Annotated in this window: 23 protein-coding genes, 1 tRNA gene and 1 pseudogene; 15 read left to right on the forward strand and 10 right to left on the reverse strand. The window is 71.8% G+C overall.

All coding sequences use genetic code 11. The features are described 5' to 3' along the window. Positions 1-173 precede the first annotated feature (173 nt). The 5 genes from ispD (at position 174) to AB0424_RS21975 (ending at position 5,933) form a co-directional block, all read left to right on the forward strand. Complete coding sequence (gene ispD, locus AB0424_RS21955) at positions 174-923, forward strand: 2-C-methyl-D-erythritol 4-phosphate cytidylyltransferase (protein WP_366307897.1); 750 nt, start codon at positions 174-176, stop codon at positions 921-923. Beyond that, entirely contained in the window at positions 913-1,422 is a 510-nt protein-coding gene (gene ispF / locus AB0424_RS21960; protein ID WP_366307899.1) for a 2-C-methyl-D-erythritol 2,4-cyclodiphosphate synthase, read from the forward strand. Before ispD ends, ispF begins: the two co-directional genes overlap by 11 nt. A gap of 388 nt (positions 1,423-1,810) precedes the next feature. Next, positions 1,811-3,208: a cysteine--tRNA ligase gene (gene cysS, locus AB0424_RS21965; protein ID WP_366307901.1), complete on the forward strand. Its 1,398-nt coding sequence runs from the start codon at positions 1,811-1,813 to the stop codon at positions 3,206-3,208. Between the two features lie 79 nt (positions 3,209-3,287). Further along, positions 3,288-4,244 (forward strand): 23S rRNA (guanosine(2251)-2'-O)-methyltransferase RlmB, encoded by a 957-nt coding sequence (gene rlmB / locus AB0424_RS21970; protein WP_366307903.1) that lies wholly within the window; start codon positions 3,288-3,290, stop codon positions 4,242-4,244. Positions 4,245-4,349: 105 nt separating this feature from the next. Next, positions 4,350-5,933, forward strand: a complete 1,584-nt coding sequence (locus tag AB0424_RS21975) for a DoxX family membrane protein (protein ID WP_366307905.1) — start codon at positions 4,350-4,352, stop codon at positions 5,931-5,933. Between the two features lie 122 nt (positions 5,934-6,055). Here the strand turns inward: AB0424_RS21975 and AB0424_RS21980 are convergent, their stop codons facing one another. From AB0424_RS21980 to ugpC, 3 genes are all read right to left on the reverse strand, one after another. Continuing rightward, a complete protein-coding gene (locus AB0424_RS21980) occupies positions 6,056-6,772 on the reverse strand; it encodes a nucleotidyltransferase family protein (protein ID WP_366307907.1) in 717 nt (238 codons plus the stop codon). A gap of 55 nt (positions 6,773-6,827) precedes the next feature. Then, positions 6,828-7,238, reverse strand: a complete 411-nt coding sequence (locus AB0424_RS21985) for a hypothetical protein (RefSeq protein ID WP_366307909.1) — start codon at positions 7,236-7,238, stop codon at positions 6,828-6,830. A 215-nt stretch (positions 7,239-7,453) separates the two neighbouring features. Then, positions 7,454-8,551 carry a sn-glycerol-3-phosphate ABC transporter ATP-binding protein UgpC gene (ugpC, locus tag AB0424_RS21990; protein WP_366307911.1) on the reverse strand — a complete coding sequence of 366 codons (1,098 nt, stop codon included), beginning with the start codon at positions 8,549-8,551 and terminating at the stop codon, positions 7,454-7,456. Between the two features lie 182 nt (positions 8,552-8,733). Here ugpC and AB0424_RS21995 point away from each other — a divergent pair. The 3 genes from AB0424_RS21995 (at position 8,734) to AB0424_RS22005 (ending at position 10,269) form a co-directional block, all read left to right on the forward strand. Beyond that, positions 8,734-8,810: transfer RNA gene (locus AB0424_RS21995), tRNA-Thr, on the forward strand. A 507-nt stretch (positions 8,811-9,317) separates the two neighbouring features. Beyond that, positions 9,318-9,782 carry a hypothetical protein gene (locus AB0424_RS22000; protein ID WP_366307913.1) on the forward strand — a complete coding sequence of 155 codons (465 nt, stop codon included), beginning with the start codon at positions 9,318-9,320 and terminating at the stop codon, positions 9,780-9,782. 196 nt (positions 9,783-9,978) lie between these two features. Further along, the gene (locus AB0424_RS22005; protein ID WP_366308155.1) at positions 9,979-10,269 is read left to right on the forward strand and encodes a hypothetical protein; all 291 of its coding nucleotides are present in this window, start codon (positions 9,979-9,981) and stop codon (positions 10,267-10,269) included. A 174-nt stretch (positions 10,270-10,443) separates the two neighbouring features. On the opposite strand, the pseudogene AB0424_RS22010 reads toward AB0424_RS22005, so the two are convergent. After that, a pseudogene (locus tag AB0424_RS22010) lies at positions 10,444-10,818 on the reverse strand (site-specific integrase); the annotation flags it as partial. A gap of 101 nt (positions 10,819-10,919) precedes the next feature. Here AB0424_RS22010 and AB0424_RS22015 point away from each other — a divergent pair. Then, entirely contained in the window at positions 10,920-11,531 is a 612-nt protein-coding gene (locus tag AB0424_RS22015) for a hypothetical protein (RefSeq protein ID WP_366307915.1), read from the forward strand. Positions 11,532-12,126: 595 nt separating this feature from the next. Here the strand turns inward: AB0424_RS22015 and AB0424_RS22020 are convergent. Further along, positions 12,127-12,573: a hypothetical protein gene (locus AB0424_RS22020; protein ID WP_366307917.1), complete on the reverse strand. Its 447-nt coding sequence runs from the start codon at positions 12,571-12,573 to the stop codon at positions 12,127-12,129. A 424-nt stretch (positions 12,574-12,997) separates the two neighbouring features. Here AB0424_RS22020 and AB0424_RS22025 point away from each other — a divergent pair, with 424 nt between their 5' ends. After that, entirely contained in the window at positions 12,998-13,390 is a 393-nt protein-coding gene (locus AB0424_RS22025; protein WP_366307919.1) for a hypothetical protein, read from the forward strand. A gap of 342 nt (positions 13,391-13,732) precedes the next feature. On the opposite strand, the gene AB0424_RS22030 is transcribed toward AB0424_RS22025, so the two are convergent. From AB0424_RS22030 to AB0424_RS22040, 3 genes are read right to left on the reverse strand one after another with little or no spacing between them, the layout of a single operon-like run. After that, positions 13,733-14,152, reverse strand: a complete 420-nt coding sequence (locus AB0424_RS22030; RefSeq protein WP_366307921.1) for an arsenate reductase ArsC — start codon at positions 14,150-14,152, stop codon at positions 13,733-13,735. A gap of 24 nt (positions 14,153-14,176) precedes the next feature. Next, entirely contained in the window at positions 14,177-14,917 is a 741-nt protein-coding gene (locus AB0424_RS22035; protein WP_366307923.1) for an aquaporin, read from the reverse strand. Further along, complete coding sequence (locus AB0424_RS22040; protein WP_366307925.1) at positions 14,914-15,300, reverse strand: metalloregulator ArsR/SmtB family transcription factor; 387 nt, start codon at positions 15,298-15,300, stop codon at positions 14,914-14,916. Before AB0424_RS22040 ends, AB0424_RS22035 begins: the two co-directional genes overlap by 4 nt. A 189-nt stretch (positions 15,301-15,489) precedes the next feature. Between AB0424_RS22040 and AB0424_RS22045 the strand changes: the two genes are divergently transcribed. Then, complete coding sequence (locus AB0424_RS22045) at positions 15,490-17,577, forward strand: restriction endonuclease (RefSeq protein ID WP_366308141.1); 2,088 nt, start codon at positions 15,490-15,492, stop codon at positions 17,575-17,577. A 116-nt stretch (positions 17,578-17,693) separates the two neighbouring features. Here AB0424_RS22045 and AB0424_RS22050 read toward each other — a convergent pair whose 3' ends face one another. Next, complete coding sequence (locus AB0424_RS22050) at positions 17,694-19,082, reverse strand: FAD-binding oxidoreductase (RefSeq protein ID WP_366307927.1); 1,389 nt, start codon at positions 19,080-19,082, stop codon at positions 17,694-17,696. Positions 19,083-19,235: 153 nt separating this feature from the next. Here AB0424_RS22050 and AB0424_RS22055 point away from each other — a divergent pair, with 153 nt between their 5' ends. From AB0424_RS22055 to AB0424_RS22070, 4 genes are read left to right on the forward strand one after another with little or no spacing between them, the layout of a single operon-like run. After that, positions 19,236-19,967 carry a thioredoxin domain-containing protein gene (locus AB0424_RS22055; protein ID WP_366307929.1) on the forward strand — a complete coding sequence of 244 codons (732 nt, stop codon included), beginning with the start codon at positions 19,236-19,238 and terminating at the stop codon, positions 19,965-19,967. Positions 19,968-20,010: 43 nt separating this feature from the next. After that, positions 20,011-21,030 (forward strand): aminoglycoside phosphotransferase family protein, encoded by a 1,020-nt coding sequence (locus AB0424_RS22060; protein WP_366307931.1) that lies wholly within the window; start codon positions 20,011-20,013, stop codon positions 21,028-21,030. 19 nt (positions 21,031-21,049) lie between these two features. Further along, positions 21,050-21,529 (forward strand): GNAT family N-acetyltransferase, encoded by a 480-nt coding sequence (locus AB0424_RS22065; RefSeq protein ID WP_366307933.1) that lies wholly within the window; start codon positions 21,050-21,052, stop codon positions 21,527-21,529. A 9-nt stretch (positions 21,530-21,538) separates the two neighbouring features. Next, positions 21,539-21,874, forward strand: a complete 336-nt coding sequence (locus tag AB0424_RS22070; RefSeq protein WP_366307935.1) for a hypothetical protein — start codon at positions 21,539-21,541, stop codon at positions 21,872-21,874. Between the two features lie 62 nt (positions 21,875-21,936). On the opposite strand, the gene AB0424_RS22075 is transcribed toward AB0424_RS22070, so the two are convergent. Continuing rightward, positions 21,937-22,941, reverse strand: a complete 1,005-nt coding sequence (locus AB0424_RS22075) for a zinc-binding dehydrogenase (RefSeq protein WP_366307937.1) — start codon at positions 22,939-22,941, stop codon at positions 21,937-21,939. Positions 22,942-23,001 lie beyond the last annotated feature (60 nt).

The raw sequence follows: 23,001 nt of genomic DNA on the forward strand, positions 1-23,001 counted from the left end.
GCGTGTGCGCCGCCGAGAATAAAGCCCGCACCCCCCGAGACGTTCGAACCCCTGTGCCCGGGCGGCCACGCCTCGACCGTCGTCACGGAAAGGGCCCGGTCAAGGCGGAGCGTCCGGCACGGTGAGGCCATACCCATGTCGGCCGCGGAAACAAACCTGCCGGAGTGCAACCGATGTCAGACGAAGCGCGTCCTCCTCTTACCGCTGTGGTGATCCCTGCGGCCGGCCGGGGCGTACGCCTCGGCCCGGGCGCCCCCAAGGCGCTGCGCGCGCTGAACGGCACCCCCATGCTCATCCACGCCGTCCGCGCGATGGCCGCCTCCCGCGCGGTCTCGCTGGTCGTCGTGGTCGCCCCCTCCGACGGCGCCGCCGAGGTCAAGAACCTCCTCGACGCCCACGCCCTGCCCGAGCGGACCGACTACCTCGTCGTCCCCGGCGGCGACACCCGCCAGGAGTCCGTCCACCTCGGCCTCCAGGCGCTCCCCGAGGGCGTCGGCACCGTCCTCGTCCACGACGCCGCCCGTCCCCTCGTCCCCGTGGACACCGTGGACGCGGTCATCGAGGCCGTCCGTGACGGGGCCGTCGCCGTCGTCCCCGCGCTGCCCGTCTCCGACACCGTCAAGGAGGTCGAGCCGGCCGGGAAGCCCGGCGACCCCGAGCAGGTCGTCGCCACCCCGGTCCGCGCCCGCCTCCGCGCCGTCCAGACCCCGCAGGGCTTCGACCGCGACACGCTGGTCAACGCCCACGCCACCATCGCCCTCGCCGGCGAGGGCGCCACGGACGACGCCGGTATGGTCGAGCGGCTCGGCGCCCCCGTCGTCGTCGTACCCGGCCACGAGGAAGCCTTCAAGGTGACCCGCCCCCTCGACCTCGTCCTCGCCGAGGCCGTACTCGCCCGCAGGAGGGCCAACGATGGCTTCTGAACCGATGATCCTTCCCCGTACCGGCATCGGCACCGACGTGCACGCCTTCGAGGAGGGCCGCGAACTCTGGTGCGCCGGCCTGCTCTGGGACGCCTCCGACAGCGGCGGCTACGGCCTCGCCGGCCACTCGGACGGTGACGTCGCCGCCCACGCCGCCTGCGACGCGCTCTTCTCCGCCGCGGGCGTCGGCGACCTCGGCGCCCACTTCGGCACCTCCCGCCCGGAGTGGTCCGGCGCCTCCGGCGTCACCCTCCTCGCCGAGGCGGCCCGGATCGTCCGCGCCGAGGGTTTCGAGATCGGCAACATCGCCGTCCAGGTCGTCGGCGTCCGCCCGAAGGTCGGCAAGCGCCGCGACGAGGCGCAGAAGGCGCTGAGCGCGGCGGCCGGCGCCCCCGTCTCCGTCTCCGGCACCACCACCGACGGGCTCGGCCTCACCGGCCGGGCCGAGGGCCTCGCCGCGATCGCGACCGCCCTCGTCTACCCGACGGAAGCGCGCTAGGGCCTGTCGTCACATTCCCCTTCTGCCCCGCGACGCCTGGCACGCGCTCTCGCCGCACCGGGCGAAAGCGCGAGTACGCCCAGTACGAGCACTTCCACCCGGCACACCGAGAGCACGCACCAGACGCCGCAGGGCCGCCCTTCGGGCAACGAGGGGAATGTGACGACAGGCCCGAGCGCCCGAACGGGCGGGCACCGGCCGGGGCGTACGCCGGCGGTCGGCGCCCGCCCGCCGTCGGCGCGGGAACCTCGGCGGTGGCGGACGTCCGCCAGTCCGGGGCCGCCGTCGCCGACCGGGATGACCGATTGCCACCGGTACCGGTGAAAAACGTCATCGGCGATCGCGAACTGGTCGCGGGGCACTACCACACGCCCACTACCCTGGAGTGGTGACTATTCGCCTGTACGACACCAGCGCCCGGCAGATCCGTGACTTCACCCCGCTCACACCGGGCTGTGTCTCGATCTACCTCTGTGGCGCCACCGTGCAGGCGGCCCCGCACATCGGCCACATCCGGTCGGGGCTGAACTTCGACATCATGCGCCGCTGGTTCGCGTACCGCGGCTACGACGTCACGTTCATCCGCAACGTCACCGACATCGACGACAAGATCATCAGGAAGGGCGCCGAGCAGGGCCGCCCCTGGTGGTCCATCGGCTACGAGAACGAGCGCGCGTTCAACTCCGGTTACGAGGCGCTCGGCTGCCTCCCGCCGACCTACGAGCCCCGCGCCACCGGTCACGTCCCCGAGATGGTCGAGATGATGCGCGGCCTCATCGAGCGCGGCCACGCCTACGAGGCGGACGGCAGCGTCTACTTCGACGTGCGCTCCTTCCCGGGCTACCTGGAGCTGTCCAACCAGGACATCGACGACCTCCGCCAGCCCGACGAGGGCGTCGCCGGCAAGCGCGACCCGCGCGACTTCGCCATGTGGAAGTCGACCAAGCCCGGCGAGCCCGACTGGGAGACCCCGTGGGGCCGCGGCCGCCCCGGCTGGCACCTCGAATGCTCGGCCATGGCGCACAAGTACCTCGGCTCCGCCTTCGACATCCACGGCGGCGGCCTCGACCTGATCTTCCCGCACCACGAGAACGAGATCGCCCAGGCCAAGGCGTTCGGCGACGAGTTCGCGCAGTACTGGGTGCACAACGCCTGGGTCACCATGAGCGGCGAGAAGATGTCGAAGTCGCTCGGCAACAGCGTGCTGGTGTCCGAGATGGTGAAGAACTGGCGCCCGATCGTCCTGCGCTACTACCTGGGGACCCCGCACTACCGGTCGATGATCGAGTACAGCGAGGAATCCCTGCGCGAGGCCGAGTCGGCGTTCGCCCGCATCGAGGGCTTCGTCCAGCGCGCCACCGAGAAGGCCGGGGTGCCCGTCGCCCCCGCCGCCGAGGTGCCGCCGGCCTTCGCCGAGGCCATGGACGACGACCTGGGCGTGCCGCACGCGCTCGCGATCATCCACACCACCGTCCGCCAGGGCAACAGCGCCCTCGCCGCGGACGACAAGGACGAGGCCATCGCCCGCCTCGCCGAGGTCCGGGCCATGCTCGGCGTCCTCGGCCTGGACCCGCTCGACCCGCACTGGGCCGAGGAGACCGGTGGCGGCGAGGAGCTCCACGGCGTCGTCGACACCCTCGTACGGCTCGTGCTCCAGCAGCGCGAGTCGGCCCGTGAGCGCAAGGACTGGGGGACCGCGGACGCGATCCGCGACCAGCTCACCCAGTCCGGCCTCGCCATCGAGGACAGCCCCGACGGCCCCCGCTGGACGCTGGGCAACCGTTAGAAGACGTGCCGCTCGGGCCTCCGGGCGGCACACTTCACTTACAGACCTTACGTACGCAACACCCAGGATGAGAGTAGTCATGGCCGGGAACAGCCAGCGCAGGAACCGTCGCACGTCCAACAAGAAGGGTGCGACGATCGGCAGCGGTGGCCAGCGGCGCAAGGGCCTCGAAGGCAAGGGCCCGACGCCCAAGGCCGAGAACCGCAAGGGCCACAAGGCGTTCCGCGTCTCCAACGCGATCGCCCGGAACACCGCCAAGCGCAAGCCCGTCGCGCGCCGCGGCGGCAAGGGCCTGTCCGAGATGGTCGTCGGCCGCAACCCGGTCTTCGAGGCCCTGCGCGACGGCGTGCCCGCCACGACGCTGTACGTGCAGCAGTTCATCGACAACGACGAGCGCGTGCGCGAGGCCCTGAACCTCGCCACCGGCCGCGGCAACATCAACATCATGGAGGCGCCGCGCCCCGAGCTCGACCGGATGACGAACGGCCTCAACCACCAGGGCCTCGTCCTCCAGGTCCCGCCGTACGAGTACGCGCACCCCGAGGACCTCGCGGCGAACGCCTACGACCACCACGAGGACCCGCTGATCGTCGCCCTCGACGGCGTCACCGACCCGCGGAACCTCGGCGCCGTCGTCCGCTCCGTCTCCGCCTTCGGCGGCCACGGCGTCGTCGTCCCCGAGCGCCGCGCGGCCGGCATGACCGCCGGTGCCTGGAAGACCTCGGCCGGCACCGCCGCCCGTACCCCGGTCGCCCGCGCCACCAACCTGACGCGCTGCCTGGAGGCGTACCAGAAGGCCGGCGTCACGGTCGTCGGCCTCGCCGCCGACGGCGACCGCGAGGTCCACGAGCTGGAGGAGCTGGGCGGCCCGGTCGTCATCGTCGTCGGTTCCGAGGGCAAGGGCCTGTCCCGCCTGGTCGGCGAGACCTGCGACTTCCTCGTCCGCATCCCCATGCCGGGCGGCGCCGAGTCGCTCAACGCCGGTGTCGCCGCCGGTGTCGTGCTCTACGAGGCCGCCCGCCGCCGCATGGCCTGACCTCGCACCTGCTGTACCCCGGCCCCGGCCGTGGCGTGATCTTGACGGGCCTCGGACATTTGCGAGCTGTCAAGGCAGTGTCCTAAACCCAGATCACTCGGTTAGATGAGTGTGGACACCAGAACGCCCCGGCCGGGGTTCGACGATCAGCCCGCGCTGAGCATGGTCAAGGTGGATTCCGATCCCGCCCAGGTGATCGTGAACCACGCCAGCTTCCGTGTGCGGCTCGCGCCGGCCCCGCAGCCCCAGTTCGGCTCCGGCGCCCGCACCGCGGCCCTCGCCGGAGCCGGCGTCGCCGCCGGAGCGGCCGGCCCGCGCCGCCGTCCCGTCGTGTGGACGGGCAAGTCCGCACCGGGCGCCACCGGCCTCCTGCAGGCCGTGCGCGAGTCGTCCGTCTCCACGCTCGAACCGGCCGTGGGGCGCGGGGGCCACGGCGGCCACTCCGGTCACGGGACCGGCGACACGCAGGCGATCCCGCGGATCGACACCACGATGCCCACCCCGGTGGTGCCCGCCGACTCCGCGCCGCTCCTGCCGCCGATGCGCCGCGCCGAGGGCGCGTACGACGACGTCTACGAGCTCCGGCCCGAGGCGGCCGAGCCGTACGACGACGCGCCGCAAGGCCGCGCCGCCCAGCGCCACGGCAACGACAGCGTCCGGCACGCCTACTACCCGGGCCGCCGGATGAACCTCGGCGTGGTCCTCCTCCCGCTCCGCGTCTTCCTCGGCTTCATCTCCATCTACGCGGGCATGGGCAAGCTCTGCGACCCCGTCTACTTCGACGGCGGCGAGCGCGGCTCGATGGTGAAGTGGCTCAACTCCCTCCACCCGTGGGCGCTCGCCGAACCCCTCCGCGACTTCGCCCTCCAGCACCCCGTCGGCGCCGGACTCACCGTCGCCTTCCTCCAGGTCGTCGTCGGCGTCCTCACCGTCCTCGGCCTCTGGCAGCGCGTCGCGGCCGTCGTCGGAGCCCTGCTCTCCGCCGCGCTCCTGCTGACCGTCAGCTGGAAGACCGTCCCGGTCTACGACTCCGCCGACATCATCTATCTCGCCGCCTGGTCCCCGCTGATCATCGCCGGCGCCCCCGTCTACTCCCTCGACGGCCGGATCGCCGGCGAGGCGTGGCGCACCCTCGGCCCCCGCGCCGACCTCTGGGACCTGCGCCGCCGCGTCATCCGCCGCAGCACCCTCCTCGCCTCCGTCGTCGTCGGCCTCACCCTCCTCGTCGGCTCCGTCCTCGGCGGCGCCGTCCGCTCCACCGAGATGGTCACCGTCCCCGGCCCCAACGACGACCCGATCAACCACCTCCCCGGGCAGCCGCTCCCCACCGAGCCGCAGCGCCGCGCCCCCTCCAAGAGCGCCTCCACCGCCCCCAAGCCCGCCGAGACCACCAAGGCCCCCGCCGAGCGCGAGGAGACCCAGGAGGCCGCGCGGCCCACGGAGTCCACCCGCGAGTCCACCCGGACCCAGAGCCCCACCGCCACCCGCGGCAGCTCCACCGGCGGCACCGGCAGCCGTACGCCCACCCAGTCCAAGCCCGCGCCCCCGCCGTCCACCAGCGACAGCCCGAGCAGCACCGGCGGTTCGTCCGGCGGCGGCTCCGGCGGCTCCGGCGGCGGCAGCACCCCGACCGAGAGCGGCTCCACCTCGGGCGGCGCCCGCAACCCGATCGGCGGCCTCCTGGGCTGACCCCGCGCCCCCGACACGGGAGAGGGCGGCACCGCGCTGGATCGCGGTGCCGCCCTCTCCCGTGTCGTGCTCCCGTCGCCTGACACCCCCTGGTCCTGAGCGGGGACGCGGGCGGCCGGCCGTCAGGCGCGCTGCGCGGCCAGCTCCTTCGCGGCCTCGGTCAGGTCCTTGGCGGTGTCGATGGCCCGCCAGTACGCCCCCTGGGGCAGCGGGAAGCCCGCCAGCCGGCGCTCACGGGCGAGCCGGGGGAACGTGGTCCGCTCGTGGTCGCCGAGATCCGGGAGGAGCTCCGTGAAGGTCGCGGAGAAGACGTACACGCCTGCGTTGATCAGGAACGGCGACGGCGGCGCCTCGACGAAGTCGGTGATGTGCCCGAAGGTGTCGGTCTCGACGGCGCCCCACGGGATCCGGGGGCGGGCCAGGGCCAGCGTCGCGACGGCGTCCCGCTCCGTGTGGAACGCGGCCATCTCGCGCAGCGAGAAGCGCGTCCAGATGTCGCCGTTCGTGGCGTACCAGGGCTGGTCCGGGGCGGGCAGGTGCGCGGCGGCGTACTTCAGGCCGCCACCGCGGCCCAGCGGCTCGGACTCGACGACCGTCGTCACCTTGAGGGGGAGGTCGGCCGTCTCCAGCCACTCCTGGAGCACCTCGGCGAGATGGCCGCAGGAGACGACGGCGTCGGTCACGCCCTCGGCGGCCAGCCAGGAAAGCTGATGGCCGATGATCGGGGTCCCGGTGCCCGGGATCTCGACCATCGGCTTGGGGCGGTCGTCGGTGTACGGGCGCAGCCGTGAGCCCTGGCCGCCCGCCAGGACCACGGCCTGCGTCGGAGAGGTGTGCATACGGGGAACGATAGGCGTCGCCCCGTACGCCCGACGGCCGGACGCGCGACGGGGGTCAGCTCGCGCGCATGACGCCGGTCGCGTACGCGGTGTCGCAGACCGGGCGGGAGAACGACTGGGCGCGCGAGGGTCCGTAGTGCTCGACGGCGGCGCGGCCCAGCGCGCGGGCGATCGAGATGCAGTGCTTGGCCAGCGACGGCCGGTTCTCCACCTCGCGCTGGAGGTGGGTGAGGGCCGTGCCGGGGTCCTTCTCCTGGAGCTCGGCGAGGAGCTGGTCGCGCAGGACGTCCTGCGGGGCACGGGACTTGGCCCGGACGGAGACCTCCGAGGAGGAGGCCGTCAGCTGGGTTCCGGAGTCCTGGCCGGCCCACGGAACGGCGGACACCGCGAGCGTTCCCGAGAGCACCAGGACGACGGGCAGGACGAGGGCGAGAGAGCGGCCGATTCGGCGGGCAGTGTGCGTCACGCAGGCGAGCGTAGCGGCCGGTAGTGATATGGCGACATTTAGTCACTCTCGCGGGGGATGGTTCGAGGCGCCTTTTCGAATCCCGTGTTGACGCGTCGGCCCGGAGCAGCCCCGAATGCCGGGGTTTTCCGCGGTACGCCCTTTTAAACGGACGGCCCCGCATCTGCCGAGGAGATGCGGGGCCGTCCGGGAGAGCCGGGGAGGCTCGGGTGGCGTCAGTCGCTGAGACGCGCGCCCGTGGAGGTCGAGAAGACGTGCAGCTCGGCGGCGCGCGGCACGACGTGCAGCGTGGTGCCCTTGGCCGGGACGTCACGGCCGCCGACGCGGACGACCAGGTCCTTGTCCTCGCCGCCGACGCGGGTGGAGCCGTAGACGAAGCCGTCGGAGCCGAGCTCCTCGACCACGTTGACCGTGACGGCCAGGCCGTCCTTGCCCGTCGGGCCCTGCACGTCGAAGTGCTCGGGGCGGACGCCGACCGTGACCGTGGTGTCGCCGTTGGCGGCCGCCGCGGCGATGGCGTCGCGGGAGACGGGGACGACGCTGTTGCCGAACTTCACGCCGCCGTCCGTGATCGGGACCTCGACCAGGTTCATGGCCGGGGAGCCGATGAAGCCGGCGACGAAGAGGTTGGCGGGACGGTCGTACATGTTGCGCGGCGAGTCGACCTGCTGGAGCAGACCGTCCTTCAGCACCGCGACGCGGTCGCCCATGGTGAGGGCCTCGGTCTGGTCGTGCGTCACGTACACCGTCGTGATGCCCAGACGGCGCTGCAGACCGGCGATCTGCGTACGCGTCGACACACGGAGCTTCGCGTCGAGGTTCGACAGCGGCTCGTCCATGAGGAACACCTGCGGCTCGCGCACGATCGCGCGGCCCATGGCGACACGCTGGCGCTGACCGCCGGAGAGCGCCTTCGGCTTCCGGTCCAGGTACTCCGTGAGGTCGAGGATCTTCGCGGCCTCTTCGACCTTCGCCCGGATCTCCGACTTGTTCACGCCGGCGATCTTGAGCGCGAAGCCCATGTTGTCGGCGACGCTCATGTGCGGGTACAGCGCGTAGTTCTGGAACACCATCGCGATGTCCCGGTCCTTCGGCGGCAGGTGCGTGACGTCGCGGTCACCGATGCGGATCGCGCCGGAGTTGACGTCCTCGAGGCCCGCGAGCATGCGGAGCGACGTCGACTTGCCACAGCCGGACGGTCCGACCAGCACGAGGAACTCGCCGTCGGCGATCTCGATGTCCAGCTGGTCGACGGAGGGCTTGGTGGCACCGGGGTACACCCGGGTCGCCTTGTCGAAAGTGACGGAAGCCATGGTGATGTGTCCCTTCACCGGCAGGAACGTGCCGGACGATCCGAGTAAAGGAAGGATTGAGGTCTAGTCCACCCAGGTGAACTCCCCGTGACGCTACCTCCCCGCACCCGATCTGTCAGCACCCTCCCCACGGTGAGATTCCCGACCACCCCCCACCCCCCGTTCGTTACACTGCACTCGCTGCCTCCTTAGCTCAGCTGGCCAGAGCACCGCTCTTGTAAAGCGGGGGTCGTCGGTTCGAACCCGACAGGGGGCTCCACACGAAGGGCCGGCGCAGGGGCGAGATCCCCCGGCGCCGGCCCTTCGACATGATCACGGCCTTGCCACCTACGCGCCAGAAGGCCCGGTCGAAGCAGCTGTTACAGATACCTCTGCCTCATCAAGGCACCCGCCGTGCACGGCGCGGCGCGCGCGGCCCGTCGCCCGGGCCTGCGCTCCTGTCTCCGCCCCGCTCCAGCCCGGGCGCCGTCCGCACGCCTGACGGCTCGGGGTGATGGGCGGCGAACCACGATGCGGCCGAGGCGGTACGCAAGGGCGGCTCAAGACGATGCCTCCGCCGGGGCGCTCAAACTCCGGGATGGATGGGGCCTGTGCGCGGGTGCCGGCTGGTGAGGTGTGGCGGATGGGAGTCAGGGCGGATGGCGGGTGGAGGGTCGGTGGGGGCCGCAAGCTCGGACCCGGTAGAGAGGGCTTGCTCCCCAACATGTGCCCCAGTAGCTCATGCGAACCGATCACAGAGCGCCTTCGGTCGTGATCTTCTACAGAGGTGGAAGCCATAATCGCCAGCGCCATCGCCGTCTTGGGCACCCTGCTTGGTTCGGGGATCACCCTGGGAGTCCAACGGCGCACCACTGAAAGAGGTCACCAGTTCACGCGGGACGAGAAGCTGCGTCAGGAACGGCTGGACGCGTACACGGCCTATGCGGCGGCTTTGATCAACTACCGGCGGTGTCTCGTGCACCTTTGGTTCTGTACGCATGAGCAGCCCCCTCCGGAAGCTGCCGAGGCTGTGCAGATCCGGGCATATGACCTCAGGTCCAAGGCTCAGGAGGCTCTGTTCCGGATGCAGATGCTCACCGACAACGAAGAGCTGAGCCGCAAGGGTGAAAGCTTGCTTGCCGAGGTCACAGCCGTACATAAAACGGACAGCCGGTCAGAGCTGGATCAGCGAAGGGTACACACGCGGGATGGCATCGCTCATCTCGTCAGGGCAGCGAAGCAACACCTCTGAGGCTAGCTGTCTGGTGGAGCAGTCAGCTCAGTATCCGCCCAGGTCAGACGTGGTTCCGCCCTCCCGCTCTTGTAAAGAGGCGGCGGCCCGCTTGGGCCCGGCGAGGACCGACAGTGGAGGTGGCGGTGATCGCCGTCCCGCCGCACAGTTTGAGATCCCCTGTGAGCCCCTCCGGTCCGTCGTGAAGGATGACTGCATGGATGCACAGCAGGTGAAGGCTTTGCTTGCGATGCTGCTCGATCGCGGCGCCGACATCGGGGCACGTGACGATGCCGCCATGGATCTGTACGCCACGGATGAAGAGCAGGCCCGCCAGGCCCTCCTCGCCGTGGCCGTCGACCCGGAGGCGCCGGAGATCGTCCAAGCGAGCGCGGGTGAATCGCTGGGACAGATAGCCGCAAGGACTGGACGGGTCCTCTCGGAGGAGGAGCGCACTCGCCTGACGCCTGCTGCCGGCGGTGAATACGCGGTCGTCCAGCCGGGCTGAGTAGAGCAGCCTTCGACATCCTTGGCTGACATCAGCAACAGTGGATGACGGCAGTCCAGTGTGGCTGTCGACAGCGAGTGCGAGCAGGAGGTTGCCCTCTCTCGGGGAAGCCAGGCCGAACTTCTGAAGCGGGGATCGTCGGTTCGAACCCGACAGGGGGCGGGCGGCGGTCCGGTCGTCCCGGAGGTTGGTTCGCCGAAAGAGGCCGCCGCGGGGACCCCGGAAGAGATGGCCGTCCTGACCGGCACCGGCGAAGTGCTCCAAGTGGTGAGCGGGCTCTGGGGCGATTTCGGCCGGGAAGGCGACCGGTCGGATGCCGGCGGCGGACTTCGGTGCCTTGTCGGCCACGGCGTACACCTCGGCCACAGTGAGATTGGGGCGCTCGGGGACGTTGTATCGGTCGGCGCCCTTGTTGCGGCAGGGGTTGCGGCGGATCAGCTCGTCGTCCACGGCCGTGTTCAGGGTGGCTCGGAGGAGTTGGTACGCCTTGACGACGGTCGGCTCGCCCACGCCTTCCTCGAGGAGGGCGGTCCGCCAGGCCCGTACGCGGGTGCCGGCCGTGGGTTGTTGAGATGGGAGTTGGGGTGGCCAAGGTCGGGTGACGGAGCCATTCAGCACCTGGTGTCGGCGCCCCAAAGCAGAATGGACTTATGAGCGATGCGGCTTCGATTGCACTGATCACTGCGTTGTCAACGCTTGCCGGCGCTGGCATCACCAGTTGGCTGAGTTTGCTAACTAATCGTCACCAGTTTAGACACCAAGAGAGGTTGACGAACAACGAGCGAGATGAGGCCAGGCGAGACCAATACCGCACAACACGCAAGGAAGCGTACGTACAGTTCATCAATCAGGCAGTACGGACTGCGCAGGCGATAGGCGCGACGGTCAAGCCGGAAGCGCGAGTCTCCGAGGAGGCTTACCTCAACGCCGCTGCACAGGCTGATGAGAGGCTGGCGGAGCTGTGGCCGCTTCTGGCGCTGGTGACCATCGAAGGGCCAGCCCAGGTGGCCGACCTGGCAGACCAGGCCGCGAATGCTCTGATGGCCGAGCGTGCGAAGGCTGGCAAGTTCCATCGACACCCTGATTCGAAGGAAGAATTGATCGCGGCCTCACGCGCCCGTTGGCAAGCACAACGCGACTTCGCACGGGCTGCTCGGGACACCGTTGCCATCCCTGCACAACCAGGCGAGAGCGAGTTGCTTGCACGGCCGCACTCCCCCGAACTTACCGCTCCAGCCCAGCCGCTCCGTGACCTCGGATAGCCTCTGCCCACCCAGGGTTCGGGCTACGTGAAGCGGAGGCCGGCTGTGTCGGTACGTGAGACCCTCGCCAGGCTCTTCAAGCGAACGGCCGGGGTCTCTGACGGTGAGCTGTTTGCTGTGGAACGACCTTGCGAGTGCTCACCAGAGTGGCCCGGCCTGGAGTCGACAGCGAACGGGCACATGCTTCCGGCTCAGCCCTCCAGTCACTACAGCGTTCTGACGAACCCGGAAATCGGTCCGTTCGTCGCGCGGTGCACAGGCTGTCGGGCACGCTATCCGCACCCATGGGTCGTTCCGCAGGGCGCACCGATGCCCTTCGACTGGGCTCGTGACTGAGTAGGTTCCGGGCCGTCTGCGGGCCGTGGAGGGGCAACCAACGGCGGCCATGCGTGGCGCCCGCGCCCCGAAGCACCGAGACCGCCTCGTCGGCCATGTCGTATCGCCCCCGGGTTCCTCGATGACGGGGAGCGTATGTGCCCTGGAAGGCGGCAGCCACGGCCTTTCGGGTGCGCTCCTGATCTCGTGCATCCCTCCAGCCCGGCCGCCGTCCGCACGCATGACGGCTCGGGTCGGTGGCGAGTCGTCGCTGGTTCTCCTAGTGGCCGTAGACGTGGGCCCGCACCAGGGGATCGTTCTCCAGGATGAAGTCCGAGACCTGCCAGAACTCGTTCAGGCGCGGGTGCTTCAAGGCGGCTTCACGGTCGAGCTTGAGCCCGAAGAGCGGTCCGTCAGGGTTCGCCAGGCCGGCGGTCACCAGGGTGGAGGCCGGAGAGGTCTGGCCGGCCACAGGACCGACACGGCACGCGAAGGCGACGTGATCCGTCCACTCGTCGGGTCCGGCACCCCAGGTACCGAAGATCACGTCTATCCATGCGTCGTGGTCTTGATCGGCGTGGTGGTAGCAGTTCGCGAAGTACACGGCGTGGGGAGCGCCGTCGGCGTGGATGAAGTCCCATGCCCGCTCGATGGGGGCGTCGCAGCAGTCACACGTGAAGTCGCGCGTCTGGCGGTCGGAACCAAGGGTCAGCAGCATGTCGGACATGATGCTCCATGCATGCAGTGGCATCACTCGCAGGTCACGTCAGTGATCACCCTCCCTCTGTTGTAAAGCTGGGGTCGTCGGTTCGAACCCGACAGAGGGCTTCACGCGAAGGGCCGGCGCCGGGGAGAGATCCCCGGCGTCGGCCCTTCCGCATGATCATGGCCGTGCCGCCTATGTGCCAGAAGGCCACGACCACAGGGGTGGGCTCTTGCGCATGGGCGCCCGGCGCCGCACCTGCTCCACAGCGCGTGCGGGGCGACGGCAGACGGGATGGGAGGTGGGGCGGGTTTCAGCTGAGGCGGTCGGTACGGTGCAACTCTTGGAGCGAGCGACAGCAGGGGCAACCATGGGCACAGACACGCCACATCACGAGTTCCGGGTGGGCGACGTTCTACGAGTCAGCTGCCCGCCGGCGGAAGGTCGAGTGGCCGAGGTGTCCTGCTTCCACGCTTCGATTGAGTGGCCATGGGCCGAGATCGATCCGCAGTCTCACATCAAGTGGAACGGGCGGAGATCCTTCGGGATGTCGCCCGACTCTTCGGGCTGGATCATGAGCCTGTTCAAGACCGATCCTGAGCCATGGAACCTGCACGTCGGTGACAGCTGCCTTGTGGGCATACCCGAGACGCTGGTGCGGATCATCGATATCGGCCGCTACGACCCTCCGCAGGATGTCGGCTGGCTTCCCCGCCCGCACACGATGCTGGTCGTCGTGCCCGCCGACTACCCGGATGAGGCTCTTTCCGAGGACGACGGAGACACGATCGACCTTGAATCAGCGGCACTGGTGTCGATCGAGTTGGTGTCTCAGAGCTGATCAGGGCGGCTCCTTGCGTGCCGTGCAGCCCTGTCAGCCCAGCTTTTCAGCGCCCGGTGCGTACCCGGGGTGACTGTCCAACTGCGTGGCAACGCCGACGAACAGCGGCGGACGAACGCGATCACCTGAAGACCAGCAGCCCAGGTGAAAGGCGCGGTAGCCCTTGGAAGCGCCCCTGGCCGAGCTGCCGCTTCGGGACGAAGAGGTCCTCGGGACAGGAGCGCGGTAGCGGCAACCCGATAGCGGGGACTCGCCGCGCAGGAATCCGTCCACCGTGAAGGCATCCGCAGACTGACAGATCTCGGGCGGGTGTGGGTCGCTGGTCGGCGGTGCGTCGGGTGGTCAGGGCGAGGGGGTGATGTGGAGTTCGGTCAGGAGGGTTTGGATGTGTTGTTCGATGGTGTCGCGGATGGGGCGGATGGATTCGAGGGTGTGGCCGGCGGGGTCGGCGAGGGTCCAGTCGAGGTAGCGCTTGCCGGGGAAGTAGGGGCAGGCGTCGCCGCAGCCCATGGTGATGACGACGTCGGAGGTCTGGACGGCTTCGGGGGTGAGGGCCTTGGGGGTCTCGGCGGAGATGTCGATGCCGACTTCCGACATGGCTGCGATGACGGCGGGGTTGACCGTGTGGGCCGGGGCGGAGCCGGCTGATCGGACCTCGACGCGGTCGCCGCCCAGGTGGGAGAGGAAGGCGGCGGCCATCTGGGAGCGGCCGGCGTTGTGGACGCAGACGAAGAGTACGGAGGGGATCGCGGGGGAGGGCATGGTGGGGCTTCCTGGGGCGGGGGGTCAGTGGTCGGTGGTGGCGAGTCGGGGCTCGGGCGTCGGGGTGGGGGCGACGGTGGTGGTGGGTGTGGGGCGGCCGAAGAGGGCGACGGCCAGAGCGAGGGCGATTCCGGTGCCGAGGAGCTGGGCGGCGATGAACGGCGGCACGGAGCCCGGGGCGATGCCCGCGAAGGTGTCGGAGAAGGTCCTGGCGAGGGTCACGGCCGGGTTGGCGAAGCTGGTGGACGAGGTGAACCAGTAGGCCGCGCCGATGTACGAGGCCACGAGGGCCGGTCCGAGGCGCTGCTGGGCCGTGCGGCCGAGCCCGAGGACCAGGAGGACGAGGCCGGTGGTGGCGACGAGTTCGCCGAGCCACAGGTGGCCGGCGGAGCGGTCGTGACCGGACAGGCGGATGAGGGGTTCGGCGAACATCGCGTTCGCCAGGACCGCGCCGCCGACGGCGCCGACGACCTGGGCGGGGACGTACGCCGCGACGCTGCGGAGTGCGAGGCCGTCCGTGTCGTGGCGCCCGCTCCACCACATGGCCAGTGTCACCGCCGGATTGAAGTGCGCCCCGGAGACCGGTCCGAGCAGGGCTATCAGCGTGCCGAGGCCGAGGACGGTCGCGAGGGAGTCGGCGAGGAGCTGGAGGGCCACGTCGTCGGTCAGCCTGGTGGCCTGGATGCCGGAGCCGACCACGATCGCGACGAGGGTGGCGGTACCGACCAGTTCGGCCAGGGTGCGACGCCCGAGGGGAGCCGTCATCCGACGGCTCCGGCGGGGACGGCGTCGGCCGGCGTCCGCAGGAGGGAGGAGAGGCGGGCGAGGGTGGCGGGGAGCACCCAGTAGTAGACCCAGGTGCCTCGTCGTTCCGAGCCGACCAGACCCGCTTCCCTCAGCACCTTGAGGTGGTGGGAGATCGTCGGCTGGGACACGTCGAACGGGCCGGTCAGGTCGCACACGCAGGCTTCGCCGCCCTCGTGCGAGGCGATGAGCGACAGCAGGCGCAGCCGGATCGGGTCCGACAGTGCCTTGAACACCTTGGCCAGGTCCGCGGCGTCCGCTTCGCCCAGTGGTTCACGGACCATCGGCGAGCAGCACGCCGCCTGCTCGTCCTGGCCGATCACCGGCAGCTCTGATTTCGACATGTGTCTACGTTGACAGGTGTCTAATTCAGGGGCAATGCCGGACCCGTCGGGCCGCATCGGCTCCGCAGGGCGCACCGATGCCCTTCGGTGGGGTTCGTGGGCGGGTTCCGGGGCCGCCGAAGGGTGCTGCGGGGGCCGCGGGTCCGGGAGGATTGGGGGGTGGGGTCGGGTGTTGCGGGAGGGGTGGCGATGGGGCGGCGGGGCGGGGGGCTCATGGGGGTGTGGGCCGAGGAGCAGAGGGCGGCGCAGAGGGAGCGGGAGGGGCAGCGGGAGGCGGTGCTCCGGCGGGAGAGGGAGGCGGAGCGGGCGCAGCGGGCGTACGAGAGGGACGTCGCGCGGATGCGGCGGGAGGAGCGGGCGGCGTACCGGCAGCGGAGGGACGCGGACGCGTTGCGGCGGACGCGGGAGATCGACCGGCGGGTGGCGGAGCTGGAGTCGTTGCTGGCGGTGGGGTGCCGGGGTGCGGCGTTCGGGGTGGAGTCGCTGCGGCGGGACGAGGTCGTGGAGCCGTTCGAGCCGGGGCCGTTGGGCGAGCCGGTGGCGATGCCGGATCGGCGGTTCTACCGTCCGGCGTCCGGGTCGGCGCAGGCGGAGCGGGACGCGGGGGCGCGGTTCGAGCGGGACCGGCACGAGGCGCGGGCGGCGGAGGCGCGGCGGGTCGGCCAACTGGCGTCCCGGCGGCGCGAGTACGAGGTGTGGGCGGCCGGCCGGCTGGCGGAGATACGCGCGCACAACAGCGGGATCGCCGGGATGGTCGGGGCGTTGCGCGAGGGGGACGCGGACACGGTCGTCGAGTTCTTCTCCGCCGTGCTGTTCGCCTCGACGGCCTGGCCCGAGGGGTTTCCCCGCGAGGTGTCGGCGGCGTACGAGCGGGGCAGGCGCCGGCTCGTGGTCGACTGGGACCTGCCCGGGTACGAGGTCGTGCCGGTGGCGAAGGGGGTCAAGTACCTGCCCGGCACGGACCAGGAGAAGGAGGTGCCGCGGCCGGTGACGCGGCGGCGGGCGCTCTACCGGGACGTGCTGGCCCAGAGTGTGCTCCTCGCGGTGCGGGAGCTGTTCGCCGCGGACCGGTTCGGTGCGCTGGACGGTGTCGCCCTCAACGGGTACGTGGGCGGTGTCGATCCGGCGACCGGGCTCGCGTCGCGGGTCTGCGTGGCCTCCGTGGCGGTGGACCGGGGTGTGTTCGACGGGCTCAACCTGGAGCTCGTCGGGGCGGTGGAGTGCCTGACCGGTGGGCTCGCCGGACGGCTCTCCGCCAGGCCGGACGAGCGGGCGGCCGTCGCGCCGCTGGTCTCGCCGGGCCAGGTGAGCGAGGACGTCGTCGTCCAGGGCGACGGGGAGGAGCCCGATCTCCTGACCATGGACCCGATCGCGTTCGAGGGGCTCGTCGCGCAGCTCTTCCGGGCCCGCGGGCTGCAGGCCGTCACCACGCGGCGGTCCAACGACGGTGGTGTCGACGTGGAGGCGCTGGATCCCGATCCCATCAGCGGCGGGTCGATCGTCGTCCAGGTGAAGCGCTACCGGAACACCGTTCCGCCCACCGCCGTGCGGGACCTGTTCGGGACCGTGCAGGGCGCCGGCGCGAACAAGGGCGTCCTCGTCACCACGTCGAGGTTCGGGCCCGGTTCGTACACCTTCGCCAACGGCAAGCCCCTCACCCTGATCTCGGGGACGGAACTCGTGGACCTGCTCCGCCAGCACGGGCTGCGGGGCCGGCTGGGCCCCGTGACACCCTCCGGGCCCGAGCCGGCGCCCGCCGCGCCCGCCGTCGTCCCGGCCGTCGAGGCCGACGCGGACTTCAACCTGCTGGGCATGGTGTGGACCGGTGCGGTGGCCCTCGACGTGTGCGCGCTGGTCTGCGCGGGCGACCGGATCATCGGCGACGAGTGGTTCGTCTTCTACAACAACCCGGCCACCCCGGACGGTTCGGTGTCGACGGTGGCCGCCGCGCCGGGCGACCGGGCCGCCGTGCGGGTCGGGTTCGACGCCCTTCCGGCGCGCGCCGACCGGTTGGTGCTGGTCGCCGCCGTCGATCCCGAGGCCGACCCGGACGCGGATCTCCGCGGCTTCACCGAGGCGGGCATCCGGCTCCGTGACGACGCGGGGACGGAGCTCGACCGGCTGGTCGTGTCCGACGGGCGGCCCGGCGAGACCGCGCTCGTGCTCGGGTCGTTCCGGCGGCGCGCCGGTGGCGACTGGGACTTCGTCGTCGGGGGGAAGGGGTACGGGGGCGGGCTGGAGGAGCTGGTGGGGGACTTCGGCATCGACGTGGAATGAGACCGCGCGGGCCCCACCCGGCCGGAGCCGCGCGGGCCGCACCCGGCCGGAGCCGGGTGGGGTTCTCGTTCCGTTGGGGCCGGGTGGGTTTTTCGTCCGGTCGGTGGCCTGCTCGGTCAGCGGCCGCTGAGGCGGTTGGCCAGGACGGCGATGCGGTCGGTGGTGGCGGCGTGGCCGGCGGCCTCGCGGCGGTCGGCGCCGCGGAAGGCGGCGTACATGGTCTGGACGCCTAGCCAGCGGAGGGGTTCGGGCTCCCACTTGCGGACCTTGTGGCCGACCCAGGGGAGTTCGGTGAGGTCGGTGGGCCCGGACTGGCCGGAGTCCTGCTGGATGAGGTCGCGGAGGGTGCGGGCGGCGAGGTTGGCGGTGGCGACGCCGGAGCCGACGTAGCCGCCGGCCCAGCCGAGGCCGGTGGAGCGGTCGAGGGTGACGGTGGCGCACCAGTCGCGGGGGACGCCGAGGACGCCGGACCAGGCGTGGTCGATGCCGACGCCGGCGAGCTGGGGGAAGAAGCGGACGAGGATGTCGCGGAGGGCCTCGACGGTCTGCGGCTGGGTGCGGCCGTCGTTGTCGGTCTTGGAGCCGAAGCGGTAGGGGACCCCGCGGCCGCCGAGGGCGATGCGGCCGTCGGCGGTCCGCTGGGCGTACATGTAGGCGTGGGCCATGTCGCCGAGGGCCTCGCCGCCGGCCCAGCCGAGGGCGTCCCACTGGGTGTCGGTGAGGGGCTCGGTGACGATCATCGAGGAGTTCATCGGGAGCCAGGTGCGGCGCTGGCCGGCGAGGGAGGCGGTGAAGCCCTCGGTGCACCGCAGGACGTAGGGGGCGCGGACGGTGCCGTACGGGGTGACGGCGTTCTTGGGCCTGATCTCGGTGACGGGGGTCGACTCGTGGAGGGTGACGCCGAGCGCCTCGACGGCGGCGGCGAGGCCGGTGACCAGCTTGACCGGGTGGAGGCTCGCGCCGTGCGGGCTCCAGGAGGAGCCGACGGCGCCGGTGACGCGGATGCGTGCGGCGGTCTCGCGGGCGCCGTACAGCTCGCGGTCGGTCTCGCCGAAGGCCGTCTCGGTGGCGTGGAACTCCTTGAGGCGGATGAGCTGCGCGGGGGAGAGGGCGACTTCGAGGACCCCACCGCGGTGCTGGTCGGCGTCGATCTTCTCGGTCCCGAGGACGTCGAGGACCTCGGTGACGGTGGCGTTCATGGCCTGCTGGAGGCGGACGGCGGCGTCGTGTCCGTGGAGTCGGGCGTAGCGGTCGCGGCCGGCGATGCCGTTGTAGAGCCAGCCGCCGTTGCGGCCGGAGGCCCCGTAGCCGCAGAACTTGGCCTCGAGGACGGTGATCCGGAGGAAGGGGACGGCCTTCTTCAGGTAGTAGGCGGTCCACAGGCCGGTGTAGCCGCCGCCGACGATGCAGACGTCGGCCGTGGTGTCTCCGGGGAGCGGTTCGCGGGGCGCGGAGGCGCCCTCCTGCGCGAACCAGAACGAGATGCCGCCGTTGACCGTGCTCATGTGTATCCCTCTTCCGGGTGCGTGGGCGGGACGTTACCCGGGGCCTTGGTCCTCTGGATACGGGTCCTTCGGCGCGGGGTGCGGGGTGGTGTCCGGCCTAGGTTCGAGGGTGCGGATCTCGTGCGGATTTCGTCGTTCCGGAAGGACTCTCCCATGGCCGTACGCAGGACTCGCCGCGGTGTCGCCGCGGCGCTCTCGGCCGGCCTCATCGGCCTTGTGGCGGTGGGGTGTTCGGGTGGCGGGCCGTCGGCCGCCGAGGCGGTGGCGGCGGCACCGGCCGGGAACGCCGACGTGCTCGGGACGCTGCCGGCGGCCGTGGAGGGTACGAAGATCGTCGTCGGCGCGGCGAAGGTGCCGCACACGGTGACGGTGTACGTGGACCCGCGGTGCGGCTACTGCGCGCGGTTCGAGGCGAGCGCCGGGACGGTCCTCGCCGACGAGGCCGCGGCCGGCACGGTGAGGGTCGAGTACGTCGTCGCCTCCTTCCTCGACGCGCGGACCGGCGGTTCGGCCTCGGCGCGCGCGGCGAACGCGCTGAGGGCTGCGGTGGACGCCGGGCCCGGGAGGTTCGCCGCGTACCAGGCGGCGCTGTTCGCCTCGCAGCCCGCCGGGGAGTCGGCGGACGGGTACGCGGTGGACCGTCTGCTGCGGATCGCCGACCAGGTGGAGGGGTTGCGGGGGCCGGCCTTCGACCGGGCGGTGCGGGACGACGCGCACCGGGTCTGGGTGGCCGACGCGGAGAGGGCGTTCGAGGAGTCGGGGGTGGGCGGCACGCCGACGGTGCTCGTGGACGGTACGGCCCTGCCGGGCGGGGACGCGCTGTACGACGCGACGCAGTTCGCACGGGCGCTGCGCGACGCCGGGGTGGGCCGCACCCTGCCGTGAAAAGAAGGCGATCGGGGGAGGGGGCCCGTTCTAGGGTCGGGGGATGACTCATGGAGCCGAGGGGCTGCGCCGCGCGTCCGTCCGCGTACCCGAGGGGCCGCAGCGTCCCGTCGTCCGCGTACCCGAGGAGCTGGCCCGGTCGCAGGAGCGGTACAACGGCGCGGCGGGGCGGGCGTTCGTGGCGGGGCTGCCGGGGATGGCCGGGGAGTTCCTCGGGCGGTGGGGGCTGCGGGTGACGGGCCCGTCGATGTACGGGGTGGCCTCGCTGGTGCTGCCGGTGGAGCGGCGGGCGGACGGGACGCCCGCGGCGCTCAAGTTCCAGCTCCTGGACGAGGAGTCGGAGGGCGAGCCGGTCGCCCTGCGGGTGTGGGACGGGGCGGGCTCGGTGCGGCTGCTCGACCATGACGCCGCGACGGGGACGATGCTCCTGGAGCGGCTCGACGAGACCCGGCCGCTGTCGTCGCTGGCCGACACCCGGGAGGCGCTGCGGATCGTGGCGGGGCTGCTGGCCCGGCTGGTGGCGGTGCCCGCGCCGGAGGGGATGCGACGGCTCGGGGACATCGCGGTGGGGATGCTGGCTGAGGTGCCGGCGGCGGTGGCGCGGCTCGGAGCGGAGGACGCGGCGGTCCTGCGGGACTGCGCGGCGGCGGTGCGGGAGGTGGCGGGGGAGCCGGGGGACCGGCTGCTCCACTGGGACCTGCACATGGGGAACGTCCTGGCGGGTGGTCGCGGCGGCGGGGACGACCGGGGCCGTCCGGGCGGACCCGGAACCGGAGGTCCCGGCGCGCGCGAGCCCTGGCTGGCGATCGATCCGAAGCCGCTGGCGGGGGACCCCGGCTTCGATCTGCTGCCGGCGCTGACGGACCGGTTCGATCCCGACCCGGCGGAGGTCCTGTGGCGCTTCGACCTGCTGGCGGAGGTGGCGGGGGACCGGCGGCGGGCGGCGGCGTGGACGCTCGGGCGGGTGCTGCAGAACGGGCTGTGGGACGTCGAGGACGGCGAGCCGGGGCTCGACGCCGAACAGGTGGCGCTGGCCCGAATCCTGCTGGCCAGGAGGGCCTGAGCCGGGGCAGGCTGACCTCATGATCCGTACAGCCACGCCTGCCGACGTCCCTGTCATCTACGCCATGGTCCGCGACCTCGCGGAGTACGAGAAGGCCCTCGACGAGGTCCACGCGACCCCGGACCAGCTCCGCGAGGCCCTCTTCGGCGAGCATCCCGCGGCCTTCGCGCACATCGCGGAGACCGACTCCGGCGAGGTGGCCGGGTTCGCGCTCTGGTTCCTCAACTTCTCGACGTGGCGCGGAGTCCACGGCATCTACCTGGAGGACCTGTACGTCCGTCCGGAGGCGCGGGGCGGCGGTCACGGCAAGGCGCTGCTGCGCGAGCTGGCCCGCATCTGCGTCGACCGGGGCTACGGGCGCCTGGAGTGGTCGGTGCTGAACTGGAACAAGCCGTCGATCGACTTCTACGAGTCCCTGGGCGCCCGCCCGCAGGACGAGTGGACGATCTACCGCCTGACGGACGGGGCGCTTGCGGAGCTCGGTGGGGCGAGGGTGTAGGAAGAACGCATGAACACGGACATCGAGCAGCGGTTCCAGCGGATCACCGCCTTCATCGAGGCGCGGCTGACGCCGCTCTTCGACCCCGCGAACGGCAGTGACCACGGGTTCGGCATGGACGACACCTCGCGGGCGCTGCGGGCCACGCGGTACACGGTGCAGGCGGCGTCGGCCGTCAACGGCCTCGTGGAGAAGCGGGAGACGGCGCCGGAGCTGCGCCAGGTCGTCGACCAGGCCCTGGAGCAGAACTGGGACGTGCTGCGTCAGGTGGCCCGGATGTGGGAGGACCACCCGGACTTCCTGAAGGAGTTCAAGGCGCACTCCTGGGACGTCGTCGGCGTCTGACGGCGCCGCGCGCCCGCCCTCTTCCCGCGGGCCCCGCCCTCTTCCCGCGGGGAACGAAGGGTCTACGGGACGAGGACGACCTTGCCCGTCGTGCCCCGGTTCTCCAGGGCGCGGTGGGCTCCCGCGGCGTCCGCGAGGGGGAAGCGGTGGACGGCGGGCCGGAGGGTGCCGGTGGCCGCCGCGTCGAGGGCGGCGAGTTCGAGGCCGCGGACGTCGCCGCCCGCCTTGCGGATCATGACCGGGCCGAGGACGGACTCCGAGGTGATGCCCCGGGCGGTGAGCTCCTCCTCGGTGAAGGTGAGGGCGCCGGCCTCCAGGCCGCCGGCGCCGGACCATCCGAAGACGAGGTGCTGCCCGCCCTTGCCGAGGAGGTCGACGGCGGCGCGGCCGGCGTCGCCGCCCACCGAGTCGAAGACGACGGTGGCCTGCCGGCCGATGCCGTCGAGGTGGGCGCGGACCGTGTCGGGCCAGCCCGGCTCCGTGTAGTCGACGGCGAGGTCGGCGCCGTTCTCGCGGACGAGCGCGACCTTCGCGGGGCCGCCGGCGAGGCCGATGACGTGGGCGCCGGCGTTCTTGGCGTACTGGACGAGCAGGGTGCCGATGCCGCCCGCGGCGGCCGGGACGACGGCGACCGAGTCGGGGCCGAGCGTGGTGAACTGGAGGATGCCGAGGGTGGTGCGCCCGGTGCCGATCATGGCGACGGCCTCGGCCTCGCCGAGGTGGTCGGGCAGGGCGTGGAGGCGGGCGGCGTCGGTGACGGCGAGTTCGGCGTAGCCGCCGGGGTTCATGCCGAGGTGGGCGACGACCCGCTTGCCGAGCCAGGACGGGTCGGTGCCCTCGCCGAGGGCGTCGACGGTGCCGGCGACCTCGCGGCCGGGGATCGTGGGCAGCTCGGTGGGGGCGGGGAACGGGCCGGTGGCGCCCTCGCGGAGCGCGGTGTCGAGGAGGTGCACGCCGGCCGCCGCGACCCTGATGCGGACCTGGCCGGCGCCCGGGAGGGGGTCGGGGGTCTCCTCGTGGACGAGGTTCTCGGCGGGGCCGAAGGCGTGGAGGCGGATGGCGTGCATGGCGGTCCCCTGTGTCGTCGTACGGGCCGGTGGGCGGCTTGACGGGTACAGCCTCCGACC

This window comes from Streptomyces sp. NPDC051180, assembly GCF_040689545.1.
In the GTDB taxonomy this organism is placed as follows: Bacteria; Actinomycetota; Actinomycetes; order Streptomycetales; family Streptomycetaceae; genus Streptomyces.

Excerpts from the sequence above, each read along its gene's own strand:
- ispD (WP_366307897.1), top strand. The coding sequence starts at position 174 with ATGTCAGACGAAGCGCGTCCTCCTCTTACCGCTGTGGTGATCCCTGCG.
- ispF (WP_366307899.1), top strand. The coding sequence starts at position 913 with ATGGCTTCTGAACCGATGATCCTTCCCCGTACCGGCATCGGCACCGAC.
- rlmB (WP_366307903.1), top strand. The coding sequence starts at position 3,288 with ATGGCCGGGAACAGCCAGCGCAGGAACCGTCGCACGTCCAACAAGAAG.
- AB0424_RS21975 (WP_366307905.1), top strand. The coding sequence starts at position 4,350 with ATGAGTGTGGACACCAGAACGCCCCGGCCGGGGTTCGACGATCAGCCC.
- AB0424_RS21980 (WP_366307907.1), bottom strand. The coding sequence starts at position 6,772 with ATGCACACCTCTCCGACGCAGGCCGTGGTCCTGGCGGGCGGCCAGGGC.
- ugpC (WP_366307911.1), bottom strand. The coding sequence starts at position 8,551 with ATGGCTTCCGTCACTTTCGACAAGGCGACCCGGGTGTACCCCGGTGCC.
- AB0424_RS22005 (WP_366308155.1), top strand. The coding sequence starts at position 9,979 with ATGGATGCACAGCAGGTGAAGGCTTTGCTTGCGATGCTGCTCGATCGC.
- AB0424_RS22015 (WP_366307915.1), top strand. The coding sequence starts at position 10,920 with ATGAGCGATGCGGCTTCGATTGCACTGATCACTGCGTTGTCAACGCTT.
- AB0424_RS22020 (WP_366307917.1), bottom strand. The coding sequence starts at position 12,573 with ATGTCCGACATGCTGCTGACCCTTGGTTCCGACCGCCAGACGCGCGAC.
- AB0424_RS22030 (WP_366307921.1), bottom strand. The coding sequence starts at position 14,152 with ATGCCCTCCCCCGCGATCCCCTCCGTACTCTTCGTCTGCGTCCACAAC.
- AB0424_RS22035 (WP_366307923.1), bottom strand. The coding sequence starts at position 14,917 with ATGACGGCTCCCCTCGGGCGTCGCACCCTGGCCGAACTGGTCGGTACC.
- AB0424_RS22040 (WP_366307925.1), bottom strand. The coding sequence starts at position 15,300 with ATGTCGAAATCAGAGCTGCCGGTGATCGGCCAGGACGAGCAGGCGGCG.
- AB0424_RS22045 (WP_366308141.1), top strand. The coding sequence starts at position 15,490 with ATGGGGCGGCGGGGCGGGGGGCTCATGGGGGTGTGGGCCGAGGAGCAG.
- AB0424_RS22050 (WP_366307927.1), bottom strand. The coding sequence starts at position 19,082 with ATGAGCACGGTCAACGGCGGCATCTCGTTCTGGTTCGCGCAGGAGGGC.
- AB0424_RS22055 (WP_366307929.1), top strand. The coding sequence starts at position 19,236 with ATGGCCGTACGCAGGACTCGCCGCGGTGTCGCCGCGGCGCTCTCGGCC.
- AB0424_RS22060 (WP_366307931.1), top strand. The coding sequence starts at position 20,011 with ATGACTCATGGAGCCGAGGGGCTGCGCCGCGCGTCCGTCCGCGTACCC.
- AB0424_RS22065 (WP_366307933.1), top strand. The coding sequence starts at position 21,050 with ATGATCCGTACAGCCACGCCTGCCGACGTCCCTGTCATCTACGCCATG.
- AB0424_RS22070 (WP_366307935.1), top strand. The coding sequence starts at position 21,539 with ATGAACACGGACATCGAGCAGCGGTTCCAGCGGATCACCGCCTTCATC.
- AB0424_RS22075 (WP_366307937.1), bottom strand. The coding sequence starts at position 22,941 with ATGCACGCCATCCGCCTCCACGCCTTCGGCCCCGCCGAGAACCTCGTC.